Below are 24,546 nucleotides of genomic sequence, written 5' to 3'. Positions count from 1 at the left end.
TTTTGCAAAATCGGGGCCTAGGGCTATAAGCTCTATATGACGGCAACCCGCACAATTGTCTCCATGACTCACAAACCCATCACTATGGTCATTGTCATGCCTTCCATGGTCATTAGTTACAAAGAAAGCAGTACGGCCTTTATATACAGGGTCAGCTTGCAAATAACTCCACAAATCATATAAATATTTGTCGGTTTCTTTTATTGCGTCAAGGTACCCTTGCCAATCATTTTGATGACCCATAATATCAGGCCCTTTGAAATGTATAAGGGTAACACGAGGATGTTTATTACTGAATATTTTTAAAGCATTTTTAAATGTAATGCTATCCTCACGATAGCCGTAGTATTGCCCATTCACACCAATATCAACTTCTGCATTATACTTATTATTGTAGGCTGCTATTTTGCAATTGGCAAGTACGTTCAATTTATCTTTACTCGCTATTACTTGACATGTTGAATTATTATAACCACTTGCTTCGAGGAAGTGCTGAAAAATTGACGGATAGGTAGGAAGTTGTTGCCCTGAATTATCAATATTTTCGTGGTAGCCAGTAGTAATTGCACAATGCCCAGGATTGGTCGCGGTAAAACCAGCATTTGAGAAATTGGTAAAGAGTATGCCTTGCTTGGCCAACTTTTCACGGTAGGGTATATTAGTATGCCTATCATCTCCCCATGTTTCGTTCCACCTAGGGCCATCAACAGATACTATTACAACATATTTTGCATCGAATTTACTAGAAAGACCCGGATTTGTCTTCTCATCGAAGTGACAAGCTAACACCAATGTAAGCGAGAAGAACAGGCCGAGGGGCAATAATTGCTTCATGATGTGAATACTTTTTTATTTAACAACAAATTAACATCAGAGAAGTTTAGCAAGCAAGGGTTATTTTTCTGTCGTATTGAAGAAATTTATTGCTGCTGGCTTAAGCCAACGGCAGTAGATTTCCGTAAAACCATCATGCCATCCCTAACTGGTAAAAGCACCGCACTTGCCCTTTCATCGTTGGCCACATATTCATTAAACTGATGAATGGCTTTTGTTTCAGCATCCTTTTGTAGCATTTCAGTATCAGTAACTTTGCCGCTCCACAGTGCATTATCAACTATAATGAAACCTCCCAGACTCACGTTGTCTATCACGCTTTGGTAATAGTTAAGGTAATTCATTTTGTCGGCATCAATGAATACCAAGTCCCAAGGGTGTTTTAAAGTTTTGAGGGTTTCTCCTGCATCGGCACAAATAAGTTGTATCTGGTTGTGATGGGGGCATTTGCCAATAAAATCTTTGGCGATATGGTGATATTCGGCGTTGGCTTCAAGAGTATATAGCATGCCATCGGGGGCCAAGCCCTCTGCCAAGCAAATGGCTGAGTAGCCCGTAAAGGTGCCAATCTCCAAAATATATTTCGGTTTTATCATGTGGCTGAACATGGCCAAAACTCGCCCTTGTAAGTGCCCCGAAAGCATCCTTGGGAAAACCATGTGACTATGGGTGTAACGGTTAAGCTCGCTCAGCAATTCCGATTCAGGTTGTGTGAACTGTAAGGCGTAATCTGTTATGTTTTGCGGGATGAAATCCATGGTATTTATTAAAATAGGTTGCTTATCGTCACTCTAGCACAATATCAGTCAGGATTCGGGGGTCTGCACAAAAATGAGAGGCTGAAACAATCCAAATAACTATCGTAGCCAGCTTGACGACCTTGATAGCAAACTACTCCTCATACTTCTTAAAAACCGCTGCAGCATTGTGCCCGCCGAACCCAAAAGTATTGCTCAACGCTGCCCTCACCAATCGCTTTTGCGGCGTGTTAAAGGTAAAGTTAAGCTTATTATCTATAGCAGGGTCATCGGTAAAGTGGTTAATAGTAGGAGGAACAATATCGTTCTGCACCGCAAGTATCGCAGCTATTGCTTCTATTGCACCAGCACCGCCTAGTAAGTGGCCAGTCATCGATTTGGTAGAGCTAATGTTTAGCTTATAGGCATGGTCGCCGAACACATTTTGTATGGCTTTCAACTCCTGCGGGTCGCCCAGCGGGGTGGATGTACCGTGGGTATTTATATAATCAATATCTTCTGGTTTTAGCCCTGCAAATCGCAAGGAGTTTTTCATAACATTTAATGCTCCCAGTCCTTCAGGGTGTGGGGCTGTAATGTGGTAGGCATCGCCACTAAGGCCACAACCTACTATCTCAGCATATATTTTTGCTCCGCGTGCTTTTGCGTGTTCCAGCTCTTCCAGTACCAAGCATCCTGCACCTTCTCCGGGTACAAAACCATCACGGTCTAGGTCGTAGGGGCGTGAAGCGGTTGAGGGGTCGTCGTTGCGTTCGCTTAGTGCTTTCATGGCATTGAAACCACCTATGGCAGGTTCGTTTATGCAAGCTTCGCTACCTCCTGTTACTATCACATCAGCATGGTCGGCTTTTATATACATATATGCATCGGCAATAGCATTGGTGCTGGTTGCACAGGCACTTGCAATGGCAAAGTTGGGACCTCTAAAACCGTATTTAATCGAGATATAACCTGCGGCTATATCGGCAATCATCATCGGGATAAAGAATGGGCTAAAACGCGGCGTACCGTCACCTCTTGCAAATTCAGATATCTCATCCAAAAATGTTTTGAGGCCACCCACACCCGATCCCCATATCACCCCCACCCGGTCCTTATCTACCGTCTCATCCTTGTCCAGCCCGCTATCGACCACTCCTTCACTTGCAGCTACCAAGCCGTAATGCGTGTACGGATCCATTCGTCTTGCTTCCTTGCGGTCGATGTGGTTTAGCACATCAAAGCCTTTTATCTCGCAAGCAAAACGGGTTTTAAACTTGCTCGCATCGAACCTGGTGATGGGGGCAGCACCTGATGTACCCGCCAATAGCCCTTGCCAATATTCGGCAACGGTGTTTCCCACGGGTGTTAATGCACCCATTCCTGTTACTACTACTCTGCGGTTTTGCATGGCAAAACTTGGGTTAGCTGTTTAGTGTGGTTTTGTTAAACGATACTTACTTGGCGTTGGCAGTAATATATTCGACCGCCTGGCCTACGGTGGCTATTTTCTCAGCTTGATCGTCAGGTATAGCGATATTGAATTCTTTTTCGAATTCCATAATTAACTCTACAGTGTCAAGTGAGTCAGCACCTAGGTCGTTGGTGAAACTAGCTTCGGTAGTAACGTCGTTTTCGTCTACTCCTAGCTTATCTACAATAATTGATTTTACACGGGTGGTAATGTCAGACATGTTGGTATTGTTTTAGTTATTATTTGGGGTGCAAATTACCTCTATTAATATCTATCCAACAAATATTTTTTTAAATAACCCTTCATTCATCCTTTCCTCTTATCTTTTCCTGTTGTGAAGGGACGAGACGAGTCGGTTGGAATTATGTAGGTGCCAAGCTAATTCGAAAATCTTGACATGGAATAAAATCTCCAAGTTTTGTCATCCAGTCCCTCAAACGCAGCGGGATTTATATTTTGATACTTTTTTCCTTTGAGATTTGTGGCAATTTTATACCAATTCTTAAACTAAAATACTTCTCCGCCTGTGGCGGATTTGGTTTGTAGAATGGTAATACCGAACTACATCCCGAAAGCCCCGCTTAATCCCGATAATTATCGGGATGCGGGGGATTAGGCCCTTTCTTTTGGACTATTATATATTGAGTTTCGGTATTATTCCTCTTATGCGAATTCCAATTGATTAAATCCGCCTTTATGGTGGGTATAAGAACTACAATATGTTTAGTCCCCCTTTTTTTGGACTATTATATATTGAGTTTCGGTATTATCTTTCTTTTTCGGCGAAGGATTACATTATCCCTCCTTCCCCAACATCCGCCTACCCAATATAGAAAAGGGAGACGAGAATCGGATATCGCAATAGGATTGTTCCGCGGCTCCAAAGCCTTTATTAAATCTTGCTACCGTGGGTATCATGCTTCCTTCAAAATCGAGTATATAGTTTTTGCCTGCGTATTGTTGGGCGATGAGATCCATTATATAAAAGGTTGCACAGTCTTGTTTGGCCTGACCTATTGAGGCACCGAGTATATAGTAAAGTTGGTTTTGGTATAGTATATATATGCAAGCAGCTTCTATTTGCGTAGTTTCCGGGTTAGTGTATATATAACAAATGGTTTGAAAATGAGGTAATTGTAATAGTTGGGCAAGCCTTGCAAAGTCAGGAGTGAGAACATGGGGAGTACGGTGGCCGTAGTGTTTTGCATAGAAATCTACTGCAATAAGTATATCTTTTTGTAGGGTTATATGTGCTTGGGTACTTTGTCCCTTTTTAATACTTTGCTTGCATTTGGTACTGTAGTTTTGGTATAGCGTGTCATAATCATTAGCCAAGTTTAATATATGATTTGTTTTGGGTTTTATGTTATAGCTTTTGCTAATAGCATTTCTATAAAAATCGGGCTTATTTAAATGGTTTAACTGCAGATGACCATAACTATACTGCTTCGTGGCAAGAGAAAGGAAAATTTTATAATACTTCGTATCGAATCCTGTTGTATGGAATATGCCCAATTGCTGGCAAAAAAAGGGTTGATAGAGATGGGTTAGCCCCAATCGTTTTTTGTAAGGCAGGGGCATTACGGCTTCGTAATCATTATAGATAATAGCATCCCATTGACAAGCAATATTGAGGTAACTATATAATGCATATATTTTTGTATTGGCAGCTTGTGCTATGCAGTTGTCCCACTTTGCGGAGTCTATATCTTTATGGTTTACAAATATTGCAGCCAATGATATATTAATTATTTGGAATATGTGTAGTCAAAAAACAGCTCATATTAGTGATTGATGATACATCGCTGCCACAGGCGAGCACAAAACCACAGGAAGTATAATTTCTGAAGTACATAATACCATTATTTAGATTTGAGGAGCACCACGGCATAGGCGGTAACACCTTCTTCGCGGCCTACAAAACCCATTTGCTCGTTGGTGGTGGCTTTAATGGAAACGGCATCGGCATCCACTTTTAATATTGGGGCAAGGGTAGCCACCATATCATTAATGAGTGGGTTTATCTTTGGTTTTTCGAGGCATAGGGTGGAATCAATATTCTCGACCTGCCAGCTTTTTTCTTCTATAAGTTTAATAACCGTTTTCAAAAGTTCTTTGCTGTCAATACCTTTAAAGTCGGCACTAGTATCGGGGAAATGGAAACCTATATCTCTCAAGTTTGCAGCACCCAGTAACGCATCGCAAATGGCATGTATCAGTACGTCGCCGTCGCTGTGTGCCACTGTGCCTTTGGTATGTGTTATTAGTATGCCACCCAGCCAGAGCTGTTCGCCCTCATTAAGGCGGTGTACATCGAACCCAAATCCAACACGGATTTTCAAAACTAATTAAGGATTGGTGGTAGTGGAACTTGTAAAATCGAAATGGATGCTAAACCTAAGTGTATTCTCCAAAGGGTTACGCTGTTGTATTGGCACAAGGTAAGCAAAATCTATCCCAAATACATTGTACTTAAGACCCACACCGAAGGTGAAAAATTTACGATTGCCTTTATTGTAAGGTTCGTGATGGAAACCTGCACGAAGGGCAAATTGTTTTTGGTACCAATACTCAATGCCCAATACCCAGTTTATTTCGCTCATCTCTTCTTTAAAACCATTGGGTGCATCGTAAAAAGATTGTACCATACCTTGTGGCACTGATACGTTGGGATCCATGCCTTTGGTAATTTTACCATTATTGGGATCGCGTTGGGGTGGGGTCGGCACTAGTAATTTATGAAACTCCAGATTGGTAGCAAATGAGTTAAACTCATCAAAGTCGACTTTGGTACAAAAACCGGTGCGAAGCATTGTTGGTATAAAATCTCTGTTGGCAGAGTTGGTATAAGTTATTTTATTGCCCACATTGGTAAGTGTGGCCCCAAAGGAGTAGCGGGCTTTATAATCTTTCAGTTTACCATCGTGCTGCCAGTATCCTGTAAGGTCGCCTGCACCTGCAATACCGGGCCTGGCTTGGCCACCACCTACGGTACTTACACGGCCCGCAAGGTTGGAATAGATAAAACGTAGACCAATGCCTATGCTCCATTCGTCGCTCAACTTACGTGAATAAGCACCATCGAGTGCATATTCGCTAGGGGTGAAAAGTTGTATTGGGTTACCATTATTATCGGTAAACTGTATGCTACCAAGCGAGAAATAACGCATGCCCGCACTCCAAGCAGAGCGATCATCTATTTTTGCATAACCCGAAAGGTAATATAGCCACACATCGTTCACCAAGGAACGGAGCCAAGGGGCACCATTAATGGAGAAAGATTTTTTCTTATCGGCAAAAGCCAGTTTGGAGGCATTCCAAAAATCAGCATTCGCATCCTGGCTCACCGCAACACCTGCATCGCCCATGCCCGCAGCCCTAGCATCGGGGGCTATGGATAGGAAAGGTACGGAGGTTGTGATGGTATTGAGTTTTCGAGCAAAATCTAAAACTGATGATGATGATGATTGACCTTTGGCCGCCAATGTAAATACTGATAAACAGCTAATCAAAATGTAATTTCTATTCTTTGTCATAAAATAAGTTTGCAAATATACGGTTGTTAATGTTTTAGATATGATGTAAACCCAAATGAAGCTGTAGAAAATATTTTAGACGTTAATTGATTCATTTTCTAGTGCTTGTATTTGTTTGTCGCGAAAGTATTCGGACTTTATAAAAGTAGTTATGTCCAATTGTGTCATTGGGGATTAGAGTAAGTTGTGAAAATTATACTTATTGCAATACTACTAATTTTTGTGTTTGGTTTACAGTATTTCCTTGGCCGTCGGATACGCATAAACGATATATATAAACGCCACGGCCTATTTTGTCTCCATACTCATCGCACCCGTCCCAAGTGAGGTGCTCGAAGTGGGAGGGGGCTTGCTCAAACGATGTTTGAAGATTTTTCACCACCTGTCCGCTCACATTCATAATTTGTATCTGCACATTGAGTGCTTGCCCTGCTTTGTTGTGGTCGAAATGAAAAGTGGTGAGAGTGAAAAATGGATTGGGATAATTGAGCAAATGGCTAATGGAAAGGTTAATGTCGTTCACCACATAAAACTCAGTACTTGAGGTACTAGAATTATTATATACATCCCAAGCTTTAAAGGTAAGGGTATGTTTGCCCTCGCCTACGTTAGCCATTGGGTAACGCACTTCGCCATGAGTGAAATCGTTTTGCTGGGCTACGTAAAAATCGTTCACTACAAAACTTTTGCCATCATCGAGTGTTGCGGTAAGGTTGCGGCCTACTCCGCTGCCCGAGGTATTGATACCACTTTCATCGAATAATTTCACATACATCAATGGGTTTGCATTGGTAGTGCCTCCAGTTACCCACTTATCGTCGTTCATATATACCAATATTTCAGGGCCCTTACTATCAGGTATAATAGAATCGGAAGTACCTCCCAATGCTATGGCATTATTGGCTCCCCAAGCTTGTTTGGTATCGCTGTGTGCATAAAAACTCAATTTGCCAAACCCGGTCTTATAATTAATATCCTTAGGTACAATAAAACTAAAGGAATACTTCCCGTTTTGAACCGTGGCTTTGCCTTTATATATTATATTATTTTGCTCAGTAAAAGTAGTTATGTTACTTGTGGGTTCGTTGCCGAGTGTTTGATAGGGAGAGCGTTTGTCGTATATGGTAGGGTATACAAAACCATTAAAGTTTGCTTCCAAGTTATTATAGCGGTCTCTTATTTCACCCGCTATGGTTACCTGCATCAATGCTTTTAAGGTATCGTTACCAGCAGCTTTGCCATTTATATTTGTTATCACTACGGTATCCGTCGGAATCATGAGGTTGAGAGAAGGGTCTCCCAAAAGCATAAAGTTTCTGATGCCTTTGGCCGCTTTTTTCATATACATATATGCTTCGCCCAAGGTGCGAAATTTACCTGAAACAGCATTGCGTTCAAACACATTATTATTGAAAAAATTTGCATTCACAGGTTGGTTTTGTCCAGTATTGGCAATGCGTGTGGTGGACAGTATCGCAATACCGCCTCCATTTGGATTAAGCACAACCCACTCGCCTGCCGATGTAATTGTTGGGTCGTCCCAGGGGGCAAAATCGCAAGTGGCAGCCATAAATACTGGCAGGTTATTAATATTCCGAAGGTTCTTTATCTGATCGATATTAAATATATTTTCGTGTGCCCATTGTGCAGGTCCACCATGCCCTGAATAGTTTACAAACATGCAACCACGTTGCAGATAGGTATTAAAAATATTTTTCACGTCGGGATAGGAGGGTACGCCATTATCAATTACTTTTTTATACGCATCGAAATATAGTTTTTTAACATTTTGTTCTTTGCAATTGTTTTCAATATTTCCTGACACATCTTCAGCATTTTTTAAGTGTGAATTTTGGTCTTGATCATCGCCCAATATTACTGATTTCGTACGCCAGTCGCCAAATGATTTGTTTGATTCAAAAATGATTATTTTATCGACCATTTCTCTAGCTTGTGCTTCTGTATTAACTGGCAGTCGACCCACGCCTATGTCCAAGCCAAATTCTGCATAGTCAAGCCAATCGCCTTCGCCATCGTCCAAAAACCCATAGTAATCGTCGCTACAATGCGATGCCTGACTATAAGAATCATCGCTCTCGAAGGTGGGTACAAAATTGGTATTGCTATAATAGGTTAACTTACCTCCATTGTCGTGTACCACTTTATCGTTTTTGTAATCGAAAGAAGCATCGCCAACCAACAAAAGATTTTTGGGCATCTGATCGGGGGTTCCAGCACGGTCATATAGCATTTTCATGAAATTACGGAAAGCTGAAATATCCTGTGCACCAGAAGAAAACTCATTATATAATTGTTTTGGGGTAACTACCACTACACGCATGCCCTGACCTCTTCTATACTCAGCAAGACGGTTCGATTGGGCAACAAAATCGGGGTGACTAATAATAACAAAATCATGCTGTCCCAAAGCATGCAGATTTTGGTTAGCAACTTTACCTACAGCACTCGGTATTTTTAAAGAACTAGCATCAAAAACCACGTATTCATGAATCACATTTTCGTTCTGGTAAAAAACAGCTTTACCACCTTGGTTAATATAATTCACTTTTTGTATATTGTTTTGATTGCTCACATCCCACACATTAGCATCACCTCCATTATTAATTTCGAATTTCATTCCAGTTAAAGATAAATAACTCCTCGAGTCCCTAAAAAACAACATGCCCCCAGCAAAATTCAAACTCCTGCGATATTGGATTTCGTAATAATTGAGCCACCCTGCCGATGACATCATGGGCTTTGCATAATTATATCTCAGCGAAACCTGTTCAGAGGCTATTTTAGTGTGCTTTGTGATGTTGCTAGTTGTATAGTAATTTGCACCTTGGTCGGGATAAGTATAAGGTATTTGATGGTCTATTATATTTTGCCCATTGAACAATACCCCCATACTGCTATTTGCAAACGAACGTGCATTTACTTCCGAAGTTATTATAATATCTTCGCTATTGATAATACCAGAAAGGGTTTCGTTAAAGTTATAGTCAACGGTTTTATCAAACTTTTCACCCAAAAATACGCGACCCGATTTGAAAGGGTTTTCCAAATCTAGCTCATGAACCAACCTCTCATCGAAACTATTCACCAAGGAGGGTAAAGCCCCGGCTGCAATGGATAGACCCTGTATTCGTTTGCCCGCAGTATTGCCCACAGAAATAAAATAAAAAGCTCCATCACTATAATAGTTTTGTTGATGTAAAAATCGGTTTTCAGCGGTATCATAGTTCCATACATTTTGACCCTTACCATAAAACATCAGATAATCATCATTGTCGAATTTGCCATCTTGTTCTCCCATTACTGTGATGGCTATTTCTTCCAAATCGTCGTTAAATTTTGCATTGTTTTGCTGAGGTAACATCCCGCCTCCATTACCAAACATCTTGATATTTCTTGGGTCGATTTGGTCTATATTTACACCAAGATTTTTGAGAAATTGGTAATCCATTTTATATACTGCATTGCTAAATATTTGTATTTTATAGCAGTCGCCCGTAGCCAATTCCGATTGCGATTTCCATTTGTTCCCTCTGCTTGTTATCTGGGGCAAATCATTTTGGATAGTATAGGCAATCTGGATTTTCTTTATTCTCTCTAACTCACCACTGGAAGGGTTTTTTCTAATGGCGGGCATATCCAAAACTGTATAATTTTCTTTGCGTATTATAATTTTTTTGAATTGCACAAGAGTGTTTACAAGCAACCATTTAATATCGGATGAAACCTTGGTGTCGACGTTTTCATATTCAATATTTTTTATTGATGCTTCAAGTTTTTTGTTGACCCCCGCTTTTTCTGAAATGTATAAATAAGGACAATTGTCTTTAGGTGATATATATATTAATTCTGCAGCTTGTAGGCTAGTTCCTTGCCAAGTTATTTGATATTCTTTTTCAAAACTTTGTGCTGAGGTGACATTATATAATAAAAAAAGACTTATGCTGGTCAACAAGACCCTGATGCCTTTATTCAGTGTTGTGGTAATTTTATATTTAATCATAAATAGTTTTTTTACTCAGCTAATCGTCCTGTATTTTTAGGTACTAAGCAAAAATTGAGTAGCAAAGTAACCTTAATAAAGACGAATAACAAAGTAAAAATTTACGCTATAAAGAAATATTTGGATTTTTAAATTTTAAGAAGCAACCTTTTTGCTGCTCCTAATGTCTAGAAGATACCGAAAACACAAAAAAGGTTGCAATGGAGAAAAAAATATTTTTCAATCTGCTCATTTCATCTACCCATAATATATATAACTATAGGTTAATATATAGCAAATTCGGATGCAAACTTTTATTTATTATTACTTTATTTACGACCTCCTCATCCGAAACAAGTGCCCAAGACCCTGAGCTAAGCCAATTTTATGGCAACCCTATATACACCAATCCAGCTTATGCAGGAACTGGTGGTGGATGTGGCCGAATAATAATGTGCTACCGCAACCAGTGGCCAGGTTTAGCCCGTACTTTCGAAACCCAAACTATAAGTTGGGACAGAGATTATACCAACTTAGGAGGAGGGGTAGGGCTAATGGTTACCAACGATGTGGCTGGTGCAGGCCGCCTGCGAAGGGTTACAGCCAATGCAATGTATTCCTATAGTACCAAAATAAACTTCAATACGTTTCTGCGGTTTGGAATGCAAGCCTCATACTACCAGCAAAGTATCGATTGGAGCAAACTCACATTTAGCGACATGATTGATCCGAGAAGAGGGTTCGATACTAAAAAACCAACGCAAGAAATTAGTCCTTCGCCTACAAAAACATTTCCCAACTTTAGTACAGGAGCATTATTGTTCTCCGAAAATTATTATGTGGGTATGGCGGTCCATAATCTTATTGTGCCCAATGAGTCCTTTTATAATTCTACTGGGCCAGGCACCAATTTACCTCGTCGCTATACCATACATGGTGGAATGAATATATCCATTGGGCCAAAGCAGCAAAACTTTTCTATATCACCCAATATGTTGTTCATGGTTCAAAAGCAGTTTACTCAAATCAATTTTGGTTTTTACCTCAACAAATCAAACTTTATCACAGGCCTTTGGTACAGGCAAACCCGCCCCAATAGCGATGCTCTGATGGTATTGGTTGGCTTTAAAACACCCACCTTTAAAATAGGTTATAGTTATGACCTCACCGTTTCGAATGCACGTGCCGCAGCTACGGGTTCGCACGAGCTTACTTTTGGTATTAATATTGGGTGTGGTAGCCAGAAGCCTAATCCGCAGACTGGCTGCCCCGGCATGACTTTCTAAATGTTTAACAAAATATATCATTTAATCTTTTTCTTTAATTTAACCTAATTATACTGTTTTATGAAAATATCTGACAACTGCAATCTGCTCAAAAAAATGTACATAAAATTATTTTCCCACATCCATATTTCTTGCATTCATAAAGAAAGCATCTATATTTGCAGGGATATGTTTAGTAGATACACCTTCAAACTTTTGATCATCAGTTTTTTAGGACTTACTTGCACACTCGATGCAAATGCCCAAGACCCTGAGTTCAGTCAATTTTATGGCAACCCCTTATACACCAATCCTGCATTTGCAGGTGCTAGCGGTGGTTGTGGGCGTGTGGTAATGTGTTACCGTAACCAGTGGCCCGGCCTAGCCCGTACATTCGAAACGCAAACTGTAAGTTGGGACAGAGACTATACCAATTTAGCTGGTGGCTTAGGGTTAATGGTTACCAACGATGTAGCTGGTGTAGGTCGCTTACGTAGAATTACTGCGAGTGCAATATATGCATACAATACGAAAATTAGTTACGATGTCAATCTTCGTTTTGGTATGCAAGCATCCTACTATCAACAAAGTATTGACTGGGCTAAACTCACGTTTAGCGATATGATTGACCCCAGAACCGGATTTCAAAATTCAACGGGTACCGCAAATCCAACAGCCGAGATCAAACCAACTGAAACTAAAACATTTCCAAACTTCAGCACAGGTGCTGTTTTATATTCTGATAAGTACTATGTGGGTTTGGCGGTTCATAACCTTATTGAACCCAATGAATCATTTTATAACTCAACAGGGCCTGGTACCAATTTGCCTCGTCGTTACACCATTCACGGCGGTATGACGATACCTATCGGCGTGAGGCAACAAAACTTTACCATTTCTCCTAATATGTTGTTTATGGTTCAAAAGCAGTTCACACAAATTAACTTTGGGTTCTACATCAATAAATCTTCATTCATTACGGGTCTTTGGTATAGACAAACCCGCCCCAATAGTGATGCGTTGATGGTACTGGTAGGTTTCAAAACTTCTACCTTTAAGGTTGGTTATAGTTATGACCTTACGGTGTCCAACGCCCGTGCTGCGGCTACAGGCTCGCATGAGGTTACTTGTGGTATTAATATTGGCTGTAGCAGTCGTTCAGGTGCTAAAATGCTTGTTTGCCCCGATTTTTAATTTTTTTTTCTTTTTGCACAATAATTCTTAAAGGATTACGTTATAACTTTAATATAAAATAAATCACCAATGAAAAGATTGCTATTTGCAACAATTACAGTTACTGGTTTAATGGTCATGGCCTCATGCGGTGGAGGCGAAGCACCAGCAAAAACAAAATCGAGTACAACAGGTTGGCAATACAACAACAAACAGTGGGGTGGATTTGAATCTACCAACTACAAAGGGCAACAAACTGGCCCAGGTCTAGTATTTGTTGAAGGAGGAACATTTACTATGGGAAGCTCAGAAACCGATGTGGGTTACGAGCATAACAATATGGAAAGACGTGTGAGTGTCCCTAGTTTTTATATGGACGAAACCGAAGTTCGTAACCAAGACTATCGTGAATATTTGTGGTGGATTACAAGGGTATTCTCTGTTGAAGATGAATATTCGGAGTATTATAAAAGGAATCTCCCTGACAGTTTGGTGTGGAGAGATAAATTGGCTTTCAATGAACCCATGGTAAAATATTATTTCCGTCACCCAGCTTATGACGATTATCCTGTGGTAGGTGTTAGTTGGGTGCAAGCAAACTCATTTGCTGCATGGCGTACCGACCGTGTAAATGAAAATATTTTGGTAAAGGAAGGTTATATCAAACTACAACCCGAAAAGCAAGCAGATGCCGAAAACTTTAACACAGAAGCTTATTTGGCAGGGCAAGTAGGTGATAATGTAGTGAAGTTCACCCGTCAAAAAAACGACTTACGCCCAGGAAAATCTACAGGCAAAAAAAACAAGAGGTTAATAAAAATGGAAGATGGGGTGTTTTTACCTGAATACCGTCTCCCTACAGAAGCCGAATGGGAATACGCTGCTTATGGATATAAAAGCCAATCGTTCAACGAAAACATCGACAATAAAAAGATTTACCCGTGGCAAGGCTTAACTACCCGTAACACCTATACCGAAAAAGATAAGGGTAAATTTATGGATAATTTTAAACGCGGACGCGGTGACTATGCTGGTGTGGCGGGCAGATTGAATGACCGTTCATTTATTACTACGCAAGTAAAACCCAAATCCAAAAACGATAAAGCTTATTCATTTGCAAACGACTTTGGTTTATACCACATGGGAGCCAATGTAGCTGAATGGGTTTCTGATGTTTACAGACCTATGTCTTTGGAAGATTTCGCAGATTTCAATTCTTATAGAGGTAACGTGTTCACTCAAGGTAAATTAGATGCGAGCGGTGCTCCTGAATTGAAAGATAGTTTGGGACGGATGCAAAGTGAACCTGTAACTGCTGATAATGCAGCTAACAGGCTTAATTATGATAAAGCTGATAATATTGGTTATAAAGATGAATTAAACTATCAAGGTGGTGAACAACAATATGAGTATTCTGTTAACTCTCTGCTTACCAATAAAGTGAGAGTTGTAAAAGGTGGTTCGTGGAATGACCTTGCATATTATATGGCACCTGGCACACGCCGCTATTTAGATGAAGAACGGTCTATGTGTTGGTTAGGTTTCAGATGTGCTATGATACGTGTGGGCGACCCAATACAAAAGAAAAAATAAAAGACAATAGTCAAAACAAAAAGCCGCTTCAAAATTTTGAAGCGGCTTTTTGTTTTTATTTAAACAGACTTTGCTCCAAAACACTTAGTTTTGCACGGCAAATAACCATAAAGGTTTTTGCTTATGATAAATCAAAAAATTTGGGGAGAAGGTCTAACATTTGATGATGTTTTAGTTCTTCCGGCATATTCACAAGTATTGCCACGCGATGTATCTACTCGCACAAAACTTACCCGCAACATTTCAATCAATGTACCCATTATTTCTTCGGCAATGGATACGGTTACCGAAAGCCGTTTAGCCATAGCACTTGCCCGCGAGGGAGGGCTTGGCATCTTGCACAAAAATATGAGTATCGAGCGTCAGGCTGAAGAGGTGCGTAAGGTAAAAAGGAGCGAAAGTGGAATGATATTAGACCCTATCACTTTGAGTGTCTCAGCTACTTTGCACGAAGTTATAAAACTGATGCGTGAAAACAAAATTGGTGGTATTCCAATAGTGGATGAGCATGGCAAGCTGAAAGGCATAGTTACTAACCGCGACATGCGATTCGAACGCTTATTGGACAAAAAAGTAGATGAAGTAATGACCAAAGATCGTCTGATTACAGCCCCACTTGGCACCAGTATGCAGCAAGCCGAAAGTATTTTACAACAATATAAGATAGAAAAACTCCCTGTAGTGGATAAGGAGGGGAAACTTGCGGGGCTTATTACGTACAAAGACATTTTAAATGTAAAGCATCACCCCATTTCTTGCAAAGATGAGCATGGGAGGTTGATGGTGGGTGCAGCAGTTGGCGTAACATCAGATACGCATGAACGCATAACAGCATTGGTGAAAGCCAATGTTGATGTAATAATAATAGACACTGCCCATGGCCATTCACAAGGAGTGATTGATGCTGTGAGAGCAGCAAAAAAACAATTCAACAACTTGCAAATAATTGCGGGCAATATAGCCACAGCCTCTGCAGCTAAAGCGTTACTCAATACAGGAGTTGACGGAATTAAAGTGGGCGTAGGCCCTGGCAGCATTTGTACTACACGCATTATTGCCGGAATTGGCGTACCACAACTTACAGCCATTATGGAAGCAGCAACAGCCATTAAAGGTAGTGGAGTTCCTATTATTGCTGATGGCGGCATTAGGTACAGTGGCGATATGGTAAAAGCCATAGTTGCTGGAGCTTCTTGTATTATGGCAGGATCCATGTTTGCGGGAACGGAGGAAAGTCCTGGCGAAACAGTTTTACTTGACGGACGAAAGTTCAAAAGTTATCGAGGGATGGGCAGCATAGAAGCAATGAAAGAGGGCAGCAAAGACCGTTATTTTCAAGATGCGGAGGAAGAAATTGCAAAATTAGTTCCTGAAGGTATTGTAGGAATTGTTCCGTTCAAAGGAAACCTAGCTGAAGTAGTTTACCAATTTGTAGGGGGTCTTCGTGCTGGAATGGGATATGCTGGTGCTGCTGATATTGAAACGCTACAAGCCGCACAATTTGTAAAAATTACGGCTGCTGCAATGAAAGAGAGCCATCCGCATGATGTCACCATTACTAAAGAAGCTCCTAACTATAGTAGGTAGCTTAATCTGTTGCTAGTCCCCGAATCATAATCCCTCAATTACTTTCCGTAGCATATCCAAAGCCACTATTCCTGAGCGGAGAATGGTATTATGCCTGTCGTTACCCATGTGGTATTTTTTGGCTATGGTTTTTCCGTCGGGGCAGGCTATTGCTATCCAGCAGGTGCCAATGGGTTTGGCCTCTGTACCACCCTCAGGGCCCGCCACTCCACTAGTGGCAATGGCATAATGAGTATTCAATGCTTTTCGGCAGCCCTCGGCCATTTCTATAATAGTTTGTTCGCTCACTGACCCATGGTCTATTATAGTTTGGCGGTGTACACCTAGCTCTTTTATCTTTACCTCATTATCGTATGCAACTAGGGCTCCCACAAAATAGGATGAACTGCCAGGCACTTCGGTAATAAGATGCGAAATATAACCACCTGTAAAACTTTCAGCTATGCTAAGTGTCCATTGCTGCTGGGCGAAGAGGCGGCCAATATATTTTCCCAAAGTATCATCACCCTCGCCATAGAAGTAGGAAGAGGCTTTGCTTTTTATTTGCTCGGCAAAATTAGCTATCTCCAAATCGAGTGCATTGGCATCCTCGCCATAACCTGTTAACCGAAGCCTCACCTGCCCAAGCCCGGGTAAGTAAGCTAGTTTTATATGTTCAGGTAATTTGTTTTCCACGTCTTTTATTTTTTCGGCAAGAAAAGATTCTCCAATACCTGCGGTGAGTAAAGTTCTGTGCCTGATGCTAGGCATAATGAATCGTTGATGTAATTTAGCAATGACGCCTTCAGTAAATATGCTCTTCATTTCAGAAGGAACGCCAGGCATGCTCATATATACTTTGCCCTCTTCGTCGAACCACATACCTGGTGCTGTGCCTTTGCTATTCTCTACCACGGTGCAGTTTGCAGGCACATAAGCTTGCATGTGGTTAACATCGAGCATAGGCAAATTGCGGGTGCTGAATATTTCTTCCACCCTACGCAAGGTGGCAGGGTGTAGGACCATTTCGGTATGGAAGTATTGGGCCAGCGTGTTTTTGGTAATATCGTCTTTGGTGGGGCCTAGGCCTCCTGTAATAAGAATTAAATCGGCACGGGTGGCGGCTTCTTTTAGTGAATTTAATATATGTGCTGCATTATCGCTCACACTGCTTATTTGCTTCACGCGAATGCCCATTTCGCTAAGCTGTGAGCCCAACCAAGCGGAGTTGGTATCCACTATTTGGCCTATCAAAATCTCGTCGCCCACGGTAATGATTTCTGCTATTATTTCCTTCATCTGTTTTAATTCTTTAATTTCGTGGCAAAATATTTGTAAAAATCCGACATTATGAAATTTAAATTACTTACAAGTCTAACAATTGCCACAGGTGTAATTGTTTGCAGCGTTATGTTTGCGTTACAATCGTGCACCGATGCACAGATGAAACAGTTTACCCAATCGGCCAATACAGTATTGAATGCTAATTCGCCACTTACTAATGGTGAGGCTATTAGTGGCTTGCGAGAGGCGTTAAATGTAGGTATAAAAAATGCCAGCGGATTTGCGAGTGCCACCGATGGTTTCTTTAAGAATGCCGCCATTAAATTATTGTTCCCGCCCGAGGCACAGAATATCGAGACTAAATTACGTTCACTTGGTTTTGGCAATTTGTGCGACCAGTTTATAGAATCACTGAACCGTGGAGCAGAGAAAGCATCGGCTAGTTCGGTAGATGTGTTTAAAAATGCGATTATGGGCATGAGCATTGCCGATGGTTTCAACATATTGAAGGGCAATAATACAGCAGCTACAGAATACCTCAAAAGTAAAACTACCGCACAGTTAACCAGCAATTTTAAACCGATTATACAAACCTCGCTCGACCAAGTAAATGCTACTAAATATTGGGCAGATATCGTGGGCACCTATAATAAAATTCCTTTCATTACCAAAATGAACCCCGACCTAGCAGGCTATGCCACCGACAAAGCGATTGGCGGGTTGTTTCAACTTGTGGCCACCGAGGAGCAAAAAATTCGTGAAAATCCTGCAGCTCGTATTAATGATGTATTAAAAAGGGTATTTGATAAAAATAATTGGCCGAAGTAAGTGGTGCAGGATTCAGTTCGTATCGACGAATGTGGGCGTACACCTAATTTCTTTGATAACTGAATACAACCGCCTATTGCAATAAGAGTAAAAATAGAAGAATAAATATCATAGCGACAGGGTATGAGTGGTTAAGTATTGAATTACAATGTTTAGTTAACCTTCCCTGAATCCCGAATCCTAAAAATAACCTATGCATAAAATATATACCAAAACCCTCCTATCCATCTGCCTTGTGTGGATCACGTATTCAGCAAGTTCGCAGAACATTGTTGTTTTTCAACAAACGCAGCAACAGAATGTGCTTGTGAATTACAATTATGTGCAGATGACGCGGAACGATATTACGCGGCAACTACTGCAGAACTTGTCTACCGATATACCTAAGAATATATATAATACAGAGTATACCGTAAATTTCAACTACGACCTTCGGCTGGTGCAGGTAAGCAGTACCTTGTATAATATTACTTTAAACCGCAAAAGTAGCACCGTGAATGGCGATGTGGCCATTGGTCCTTTCAGGTTAGATGAGGTAATGATTCCCGACTTGTTTACCTTCGAGATACAAGTAGTTTTGCCTGGTGGCTTTGTACGTTGGCAGCAGCACTACCAAGACGTGCAACCCAATATAGATGGTTTGGTTTTGAACTTGAACAACTATGATACTTTATATTTGGGAGGTTCTATACTCAGAATTCAAAATCTGCAATTAGGGTACACCCCCCAAGCACTTAATAATTTTAGCAAAAGGCTAAGTTTGATAAAATCGTATCGTACTTCCATTCCCCAATATTTTGTGAACCGCTTGAAACAACTGCCTTGGGGCAATATTGATAGCCTTGCCATTGTGAGACAAGTGTTCGATCAAGCATCACTATACCAAAGAGAAATGGATCCATCCAGCTTGCAACAACTAGGTGCCGATCCTGAAGGGAAAACACAATCGTTTGCAGAGTTGCAAAGACTGCTGGGCGAATATCAGCAGCAAATGAATACCATGAATGCCGATGCCCCCGCACTGTATTATAAAAAAGGAATTGACCAAATGGCTGTAGGCAACATGGAAGGAGCCCAGAAGAGTTTCAACTTGTGTTTGGGAAGTAACAGGATGTCGCATCCTACTGCATTTTTTCAACTTGCCAAGATCGATTATTTGCAAGGTCGCATAGACACCAGTTGGGAAAAGCTCGCCATGGTGCACGAAAGGGTGCCCAATACTTTGCAGGTGGAGATGCTTAGGTTGGCCAACGATATATTCAATACCTATATAAGTCAGGCCAAGGTGGATATCTCGAAAAAGCTATATAAGGAAGCGATAGAAAAAGTAAGCAAAGCTAGAAACCCATGCTTTACGCTCAACTTCACAGGTTGCAATGATACAGCCGATCGTTACAATAAACTTGCTTGGCAGGGCATATATAACAAGCAAGTAGTTGATGCCAATGCTGCCATGAAGATGTCGAACTATATATTGGCCGAAGAGAAAGCACAGGATGCCAAACGCACCGCCCGCAATAACCCAAAAGAAATTCCCGATACCAAAAAGGCTGACGAGATACTGGGCAAACTTAAGCAGAGTGAATACGATGGATTAGTAGCAACTGGAAAAGCTGATATGAACAATGCTGACAAGGTAGAACAAGCATTGTACGAGTTGCAAGCTGCTCAAACCCTACAAGAAAAGTACACCTTAAAACAAAATGCCGAATTGCCTAAATTGCTTAAGGCAGTCCGCAAAACAGTAAGCGTGAAAAAGCTTACTGCACTAAAATCGTCAATGGCTACCCTCAGTATGACTGAAGCTAGGAAGCAGTATGATATAATCTCTTTAGATATTATTAGTGCTGGTCTGGAGAACGATGCTGAAATCAAGAAACTCTCAGCAGAGCTTTCGGGTAAGTTGGGCAAGAAAGAGTGTGATGACGCAAGAACCGATGTAGACAATAAAGTAAAAGAAGCCAAAGAATTAGAAAAAGTACTAAACTTTACCGATGCTACCAATAACTACAATATTGCTATTGGCATTGCCCGTAAAGAGAAACACTGTAAGATAGATTCAGCAGAAATGGTTACGAGTAAGACTCGAATTGCCGCTGCGGTCAAATATGAGGCTTTGCTTGCCGAAGCCCAAAAAGATTTGAAGGAAGGAGCCTACTTTAAGGTAATAGAAGACCTGGACCAAGCAGCAGCTTACCACAAAACCCAACAATTGGAAAACTTGAACATCCCTTTCACCGATAAGATTGATTGGGCTGTTAAAAACCACGATGCAGCATTCCATTATTATCTAGCCGACTACTATTATAAGAAATCGCAAATAGATAATGCTTTCCAAATGCTCAAATCATCCTTGTCTCTTGGAGTAGATTACAGAGTAACCAAAGATATGCAAAACAAACTGGGCAAAGACATGGCCAACAAAGACCACCAAACACGGGGCAATACACCCAATGTTTGGGTAGCACACTATATTTCTGAAGGCGAGCGTGAGCTTAAGTACTTTAAGAAGGCTTACGAGAAGGGGTGGAAGGCTTTGGAGAAAGCGAAGAAGAAGAAAAAGTAAAACTGAGGCCGTCATGCTTTCCGCGATATCTATCGAAATTAGACCCTTAACGAGCCACGGAACCCCCTAACAGCATAGTAAGATTCCGCACCGTTGTGATACACGAAGACAGTGCCGTAGCGGCAATCACAAAAGAGGGCACCACCGAGTTTTCGAATAGCAGGAGGTGTTAGCACCCAGCTCGATATTTTCGTATCGAAGTATCCGAGTTTTTGCAAAGACTTATATTGTTCTTCTGTTAAAAGTTCAATGCCCATATCTGCTGCCATTTCTATAGCACTATTTGCGGGCTTGTTTTCTTTTCTTGACTCCAATGCTTCGTGGTCGTAACATATACTTCTGCGTCCTTTGGGGCTTTCTGTAGAGCAAGCATTGAAAATATATTCGCTCTTGTCATAACCAATAACATCAGGTTCGCCACCGGTTTCTTCCATTTGGTTGAGCGACCAAAGTTTATCTATATTGGCTTCTAATTTTGCTTGTAAATTGGCCCATTCGATACCTTTATGTCGGTTCATGTTTTTCTCAAAACGGGATTTGAGAATGCTGAGAAGTTCTTTTTGTTGTTGGGGGGCATCTGTTTTTTTTTGCTTTTCATACTACTATTATTATTCTATTTTTTCCTCTAATACTTTTTCAATACCCTTGTCGGGGATAACCCATAGAATGCAGAGCACTGCTATACATATCAGGGAAATTAATGGGTAATAAAAAGCACAGGGAATGGAGATGATATTTAGCGATACAGAAAAATAGGTTTTTATTACAGTCTTTTTAATGATTACAAAAACTTCATCATCGGGAGGTAATTTGTAGGTGATTGCAATTTGTAAAAAATATGCTGCAAAACCGCATAACAGCAAATTGGAACAATATATTGCCACTGGCAGCGAGGCATAATGATTCTCCCCCATCCAGCTAGTAGTGAAGGGTATTAAAGAAAGAGAAAACAATAACCCCATATTTGCCCACAGTATTTTGCTATGTACGTTGTTTATCATGTGCAACAGATGGTGGTGGTTGACCCAATAAATTCCGACAAAGAAAAAACTAAGCACGTAACTGGTAAATATAGGAAATAAATTAATAAGTGCTTGAACACTTGCGTCATGAGGCACTTTTATTTCGAGTACCATAATAGTGATGATGATGGCTAAAACCCCATCGCTAAATGCTTCTAATCTTGTTTTTGTCATTATAATTGTTTATGGCCGCAAATATATATATTCATATATTTTAATCTTCCAATCCTTTTCTTTTGAGAATTTGCGGTATATATTTTTCAATCCGCGACTGCCGAGTTTTTTGTTGTTTGGCTGACGAAAAGTGCAATAAATATCCTTTTTGTCTGCCTGGTGTTAATGCATAAAATGCAGTTTTTAATTTGGGCATATCTTCTAATACATTTTTAAATTCTTCAGACATTTTAAATTCAGCGGTCTTTTTCAGTGGCACTTTCAAACCTGCTTTTTCCACCGCTATAGCTTCTTTAATATATGCTTTAATGGTGGCTTGCATTTTAACTATTTGCTCAATGCTGGTAAACCGCATCTGCCTTGCTGTCTGTACATTTTCTGTTTGTTGTATCAGGATACTTTTCGGGTCTTTCATTAATACACCTTTAAAAAATAAAAGGGCACAGTATTCTTTAAATACATGGATTAAAACTATTTTACTTCCCTCAAGGTTATAAGCTGGGCAACCCCACTTCAATTCTTCGGTTAGCTCACAATCAAGAACAATCATTCTCAATTTCTCAATTTCGTCCTGCCATCTTCTGGCTTTACTGAAATAAAAATCAACTTTTGGATTCATTTTATGTATTGATTTAGTGAACGGAAATAGCAAACGATGTGTCCAGTTTTTCCTTTGTATAAATATACAAATGTATCGACATTTACTTCTTGTTTAATTCACACATATTAATAAATCCACCTAGCAGGGTGAGCTTTTATGCAGGTTGATGTTTTGCGGCTTTAGTTAGTCTCAGTTAATTAGGTTAAGGTTACTACTACATTTCCTGTTTTTTGTCCTGTTTCCACAAACTTGTATGCTTCAACAATTTGTTCTAACGTATATCGTCTGTCAATTACAGGTTTATACTTGTTATTTTCCACCAGTTCTTTTAAGAAAACAACATCTTTTTTACTAATTGTAGGGATAGGGAATAATACTTTTTTGCCGCCAAATAATGGGGTAATAAGAGCTAAAAATATATTTTCCGAATTTTTCCCGAGTTCTGTCGACATATATATGCCCTTCTTATTGAGCAAGGGTTTGCATCGACCGAATGAACTTTTGCCAACCGCATCAAATACTATATCAAATGTCTGGTTTATTTTGGTAAAGTCTTCTTTACTATAGTCAATTACCACGTCAGCTCCCAATGATTTTATGAGTTCTATATTTTGTGTATTGCACACGGCTGTAACCGATGCACCAAAGTGTCTTGCCAGTTGCACAGCCGCCGAGCCAATGGCACCTGTAGCACCATTGATCAGGATTTTTTGTCCGCTTTTAATTTTCGCTGCTCTTAAATCGCACAGGGCGTAGTGTCCACCTTCAGTAATGGGTGCAGCTTCCTCGTATGTTAAATTACTCGGCATTGTTGTTATGGCTTCATCCTCCATCATCGTCATATACTCGGCATGTGCCCCAAACTTTGTATCATTATAACCAAACACCTTGTCGCCAGTTTTAAATAATGTTACGTTTCTGCCGATTGCGTCTATTTCTCCAGCAAACTCGTTTCCAAGCGTTTTATTTTTGGGTCTTAAAAGTCCACTGAAAAATCTGCTTATAAAATACTCAGCACTTCTGAATCCACAGTCGGTACGGTTTACAGTGGTGGCATAAACTTTTATCAGCACTTCGTTATCTTTTGGTGTAGGTTTGTCAACCTCCATCAATTTAACAACCTCAGGTGGTCCATATTCTGTATTTATAATTGCTCTCATTTATAGGGTTAAATTTTAAGTTTTGATGGTGGGTGATTTTCGGTATGTGGTGATAAAGGTTTGCGGCTCGGCAATGTGGCGGATTAGAAGCACAAAGCTAAACATTTTCACCTCACCCGCTAGATTCGCCAATACCATGTTAGCTACAGAATCAAAGAAACCATTTAAAGAATTCGTTGTCAATTTCAAAAACGGTTACTGGCTTAAGACCTAAATGATGCTTGTCAAATAATTCAACTAACCTCAAAACCGGCTGGCGACAAACTTTGTATAATATTTATTAATCCAATAGAATGTTTTTCATCTTCGGTTGATGTCTCCTCAAATTTTTCTTCAACTTTCTTGGGAGTGACTGTTGCAGTCTTTTTTACACTTTCTTGCACCCCTTTAAATAGATTATAAACATCTTCATCTGTAAGTTTCCTTTCAAGTCCCTCATTCGTCAATCTCCAAATTCCCCTTTGGGTATTATCTATTAAACCTGCTTTAAAAAGATAAATTCTTGCCCATTGAATTTGATTTCGAATACGGGACTGTCCGTTAGAAGTGACTTCCTCTAACTCTTTATCAGTTATCGCAAGGTCTTCAATAATTTGTTCTATCGTATTTGATGCATTTCCAGCTCCTCCATTTGCTTGTAATGTTTTCAATACTGGATTTACATACTTCAAAAACTCTGGTCCTTTCATATTGTCATTTTATTTTACAGCCAACTTATTTATACCTAGCCATT

20 protein-coding genes are annotated in these 24,546 nt (G+C 40.3%); 6 read left to right on the top strand and 14 right to left on the bottom strand.

Going from position 1 to position 24,546, the window contains the following annotated elements:
- From SGJ10_07925 to porU, 8 genes are all read right to left on the bottom strand, one after another.
- Positions 1-834, bottom strand: an 834-nt coding sequence (locus tag SGJ10_07925; protein MDZ4758049.1) for an alkaline phosphatase family protein, incomplete at its 3' end; no start/stop codon positions are given.
- 86 nt (positions 835-920) lie between these two features.
- Positions 921-1,592, bottom strand: coding sequence for an O-methyltransferase (locus SGJ10_07920; protein MDZ4758048.1), 672 nt, complete (start codon positions 1,590-1,592; stop codon positions 921-923).
- Between the two features lie 133 nt (positions 1,593-1,725).
- On the bottom strand, positions 1,726-2,982 hold the full coding sequence (fabF, locus tag SGJ10_07915) for a beta-ketoacyl-ACP synthase II (GenBank protein MDZ4758047.1): 1,257 nt from the start codon (positions 2,980-2,982) through the stop codon (positions 1,726-1,728).
- 46 nt (positions 2,983-3,028) lie between these two features.
- Positions 3,029-3,265, bottom strand: a complete 237-nt coding sequence (locus SGJ10_07910) for an acyl carrier protein (GenBank protein MDZ4758046.1) — start codon at positions 3,263-3,265, stop codon at positions 3,029-3,031.
- Positions 3,266-3,840: 575 nt separating this feature from the next.
- On the bottom strand, positions 3,841-4,782 hold the full coding sequence (locus SGJ10_07905) for a hypothetical protein (GenBank protein ID MDZ4758045.1): 942 nt from the start codon (positions 4,780-4,782) through the stop codon (positions 3,841-3,843).
- 125 nt (positions 4,783-4,907) lie between these two features.
- Positions 4,908-5,387, bottom strand: coding sequence for a 2-C-methyl-D-erythritol 2,4-cyclodiphosphate synthase (ispF, locus tag SGJ10_07900; protein MDZ4758044.1), 480 nt, complete (start codon positions 5,385-5,387; stop codon positions 4,908-4,910).
- A 6-nt stretch (positions 5,388-5,393) separates the two neighbouring features.
- A complete protein-coding gene (gene porV, locus SGJ10_07895) occupies positions 5,394-6,581 on the bottom strand; it encodes a type IX secretion system outer membrane channel protein PorV (GenBank protein ID MDZ4758043.1) in 1,188 nt (395 codons plus the stop codon).
- Between the two features lie 199 nt (positions 6,582-6,780).
- Positions 6,781-10,602 carry a type IX secretion system sortase PorU gene (gene porU, locus SGJ10_07890; GenBank protein MDZ4758042.1) on the bottom strand — a complete coding sequence of 1,274 codons (3,822 nt, stop codon included), beginning with the start codon at positions 10,600-10,602 and terminating at the stop codon, positions 6,781-6,783.
- A 200-nt stretch (positions 10,603-10,802) separates the two neighbouring features.
- Between porU and SGJ10_07885 the strand changes: the two genes are divergently transcribed.
- The 4 genes from SGJ10_07885 (at position 10,803) to guaB (ending at position 16,199) form a co-directional block, all read left to right on the top strand.
- On the top strand, positions 10,803-11,867 hold the full coding sequence (locus SGJ10_07885; protein MDZ4758041.1) for a type IX secretion system membrane protein PorP/SprF: 1,065 nt from the start codon (positions 10,803-10,805) through the stop codon (positions 11,865-11,867).
- 168 nt (positions 11,868-12,035) lie between these two features.
- Positions 12,036-13,040, top strand: coding sequence for a type IX secretion system membrane protein PorP/SprF (locus tag SGJ10_07880; GenBank protein ID MDZ4758040.1), 1,005 nt, complete (start codon positions 12,036-12,038; stop codon positions 13,038-13,040).
- A gap of 69 nt (positions 13,041-13,109) precedes the next feature.
- On the top strand, positions 13,110-14,612 hold the full coding sequence (locus SGJ10_07875) for an SUMF1/EgtB/PvdO family nonheme iron enzyme (GenBank protein ID MDZ4758039.1): 1,503 nt from the start codon (positions 13,110-13,112) through the stop codon (positions 14,610-14,612).
- Between the two features lie 123 nt (positions 14,613-14,735).
- The gene (gene guaB, locus SGJ10_07870; GenBank protein MDZ4758038.1) at positions 14,736-16,199 is read left to right on the top strand and encodes an IMP dehydrogenase; all 1,464 of its coding nucleotides are present in this window, start codon (positions 14,736-14,738) and stop codon (positions 16,197-16,199) included.
- A gap of 24 nt (positions 16,200-16,223) precedes the next feature.
- Here the strand turns inward: guaB and SGJ10_07865 are convergent, their stop codons facing one another.
- Entirely contained in the window at positions 16,224-17,477 is a 1,254-nt protein-coding gene (locus tag SGJ10_07865) for a competence/damage-inducible protein A (GenBank protein ID MDZ4758037.1), read from the bottom strand.
- 51 nt (positions 17,478-17,528) lie between these two features.
- Between SGJ10_07865 and SGJ10_07860 the strand changes: the two genes are divergently transcribed.
- Positions 17,529-18,290 (top strand): DUF4197 domain-containing protein, encoded by a 762-nt coding sequence (locus SGJ10_07860; protein ID MDZ4758036.1) that lies wholly within the window; start codon positions 17,529-17,531, stop codon positions 18,288-18,290.
- 193 nt (positions 18,291-18,483) lie between these two features.
- Entirely contained in the window at positions 18,484-20,856 is a 2,373-nt protein-coding gene (locus SGJ10_07855) for a hypothetical protein (protein MDZ4758035.1), read from the top strand.
- 38 nt (positions 20,857-20,894) lie between these two features.
- On the opposite strand, the gene SGJ10_07850 is transcribed toward SGJ10_07855, so the two are convergent.
- From SGJ10_07850 to SGJ10_07830, 5 genes are all read right to left on the bottom strand, one after another.
- Positions 20,895-21,401, bottom strand: coding sequence for a DUF4256 domain-containing protein (locus tag SGJ10_07850; GenBank protein MDZ4758034.1), 507 nt, complete (start codon positions 21,399-21,401; stop codon positions 20,895-20,897).
- A 63-nt stretch (positions 21,402-21,464) separates the two neighbouring features.
- Positions 21,465-22,052: a TMEM175 family protein gene (locus SGJ10_07845; protein MDZ4758033.1), complete on the bottom strand. Its 588-nt coding sequence runs from the start codon at positions 22,050-22,052 to the stop codon at positions 21,465-21,467.
- A 40-nt stretch (positions 22,053-22,092) separates the two neighbouring features.
- Positions 22,093-22,671: a YdeI/OmpD-associated family protein gene (locus SGJ10_07840; protein MDZ4758032.1), complete on the bottom strand. Its 579-nt coding sequence runs from the start codon at positions 22,669-22,671 to the stop codon at positions 22,093-22,095.
- A 179-nt stretch (positions 22,672-22,850) separates the two neighbouring features.
- Complete coding sequence (locus tag SGJ10_07835; protein MDZ4758031.1) at positions 22,851-23,813, bottom strand: NAD(P)-dependent alcohol dehydrogenase; 963 nt, start codon at positions 23,811-23,813, stop codon at positions 22,851-22,853.
- Between the two features lie 233 nt (positions 23,814-24,046).
- Positions 24,047-24,502, bottom strand: a complete 456-nt coding sequence (locus SGJ10_07830; protein ID MDZ4758030.1) for a winged helix-turn-helix domain-containing protein — start codon at positions 24,500-24,502, stop codon at positions 24,047-24,049.
- Between the last annotated feature and the right edge of the window lie 44 nt (positions 24,503-24,546).

Source organism: Bacteroidota bacterium (assembly GCA_034439655.1).
Taxonomy (GTDB): domain Bacteria; phylum Bacteroidota; class Bacteroidia; order UKL13-3; family UKL13-3; genus CANJUD01.
Note: the sequence above shows the minus strand (reverse complement) of the source record. Positions and strands in the feature narration are given on the sequence as shown.